This window comes from Pseudomonas sp. AGC41, from assembly GCF_057334555.1.
The window spans coordinates 3,249-4,976 of record NZ_JBHFJB010000124.1 but is presented as its reverse complement, the minus strand read 5'-3'; the positions used below and the strand labels follow the sequence as shown (position 1 = coordinate 4,976).

At 64.0% G+C, this 1,728-nt stretch carries 2 protein-coding genes; both read right to left on the bottom strand.

From position 1 onward, the window contains the following. Positions 1-102: 102 nt before the first annotated feature. Positions 103-699 carry a tRNA-uridine aminocarboxypropyltransferase gene (locus ACE04F_RS21300; protein ID WP_486109778.1) on the bottom strand — a complete coding sequence of 199 codons (597 nt, stop codon included), beginning with the start codon at positions 697-699 and terminating at the stop codon, positions 103-105. Positions 700-701: 2 nt separating this feature from the next. Further along, a complete protein-coding gene (locus ACE04F_RS21295) occupies positions 702-1,595 on the bottom strand; it encodes a LysR family transcriptional regulator (RefSeq protein WP_434572557.1) in 894 nt (297 codons plus the stop codon). Positions 1,596-1,728 lie beyond the last annotated feature (133 nt).

The following is a 1,728-nucleotide window of genomic DNA, read 5'->3' as shown; positions in this document are numbered from 1 at the left end:
GCCCCAAGACCACTCACCTCGTTGTGTCAGGCAGACCGCGCCAGCAGGTTTTACGACGGCTGCGCCGCCGAGCGGGAGCAAGCTCCCTCGCCACAGGGGTCTCTATACCCCTCCATGGTTCTTCTGGTAAGTCTCCTCCCCCATCGCCGCGATCTGCCCCTCGATCAGCGCCTCGAACGGCCTCAGCAACGGCTCGAAACTCGTCGGTGCTTCGAGGGCTTGCAGTGCCTGGACAATCGCCTCCACCGTCGACAACGCGCCCGGCCCGGGCGCCTTGCGCAAGCGATAACGGGACACGCCGCCGTCGGCCAGGGTGACCCTCGGCAGCGCCGCCAGCAAGGGGTTCAGGTGCAGCAGCTTGCGCGCCTTGCGCCAGGTGCCGTCGGGGACGACCAATAGCAGCGAGTCATCGCTGGGACCGTAGGCTTGCATCGGCTGCGCATCGTCGGCGGGAAACAACAACCGCGCCTGATAACCCGGTTGACTGAGCAACCGCGGCAAATCCTCGAACACCTCGCCGACGATCAATTCACCGTTGTTCAAGCCCAATGCCGCCAACCGCGCCGTGTTCAAGGCATGGTTCACCTCGCTGGGATGCTGCAGCAGCAGAACGCGGGTGCGGCTGTCGAGACTGGGGATCAACGGGCACAGGCAATGGCTTTGCGGACGGTGGCAGCGTGGGCATTGAAGTCTGGACATGGTCAGGCCTGGTTCAGTTGAGCTTTGAGCAGATCACGGAAGGTCTGGATCAGCGGCTCGCGGCTGCGGCCACGGCGCACGATCATCGAAAACGGCGCCTGGTAGCCAAAGGTCGCCGGCAGCAGCACGCGCAGATCGCCCTTGTCGACCCAGGCCTGGGCGTAGTGCTCAGGCAGGTAACCGATGTAGGCGCCGGACAGCACCAGGATCAATTGCGCTTCCATGCTCTCTACCGTCGCCGCGCTGTGCTTGAAGCCGTGGCGCGCCAGTTCGGCCTGGCTCCAGTAACCGCGCCCGACCATACGCTGCTGGGTAATGAGTTGCTCGGGGATGCGCCGTTCGTTGAACAGCGGGTGCCGGTTGCTGCAATACAACCAGTGCTGCTCGCGGTACAGCGGCATGTAGACCAGCCCGCTCATGCGCGTGGAAAACGCGCCGATGGCCAGGTCCAGGCGATTGTCCTGCACGCCGAGTTGCAACTCGTAGGGGCTCATGACCGACAGGTGCAAGTGCACCGCCGGGTGCTCCTGGCTGTAGGCGCCGATAGCTTCGGCGAACGGCAACGCCTTGTCGCTGACCGTCGAGTCGATCACGCCCAGGTTCAGCGTACCGCGCAACTCACCCTTGAGCGCCGCGGCGTATTGCTCGAAGCCTTCGAGCTCGCCCAGCAGGCGCAGGGTTTCCTGATGGAACAACTCGCCCTTGCTGGTCAGGCTGAACCCGCCCCGCCCACGATGACAAAGCACCAGGCCCAGGGCCGATTCGAGTTGGCTCATGTAGGTGCTGATCGCCGACGTGGAAAGGTTGAGCTCGTGCTGGGCGTTGGCAAACCCCTGGTGCCGGACCACGCTGACGAAAATGCGCAGCAGTTTCAGGTCGGGTAGAGCGTTGGCCATTGGGGTCTCCGAATTACTCAGGGCTTGGTAGCGCTCTTGTGGCGAGGGAGCTTGCTCCCGCTCGGCGGCGCAGCCGTCGCAAAAACCTGTCGACGCGATCAATCTGATGCACCGAGGTGAATGGCTTTGGGGC

What these genes read in the sequence shown, in the direction of transcription:
- ACE04F_RS21295 (WP_434572557.1), bottom strand. Translation starts at nt 1,595, where the DNA reads ATGGCCAACGCTCTACCCGACCTGAAACTGCTGCGCATTTTCGTCAGC.
- ACE04F_RS21300 (WP_486109778.1), bottom strand. Translation starts at nt 699, where the DNA reads ATGTCCAGACTTCAATGCCCACGCTGCCACCGTCCGCAAAGCCATTGC.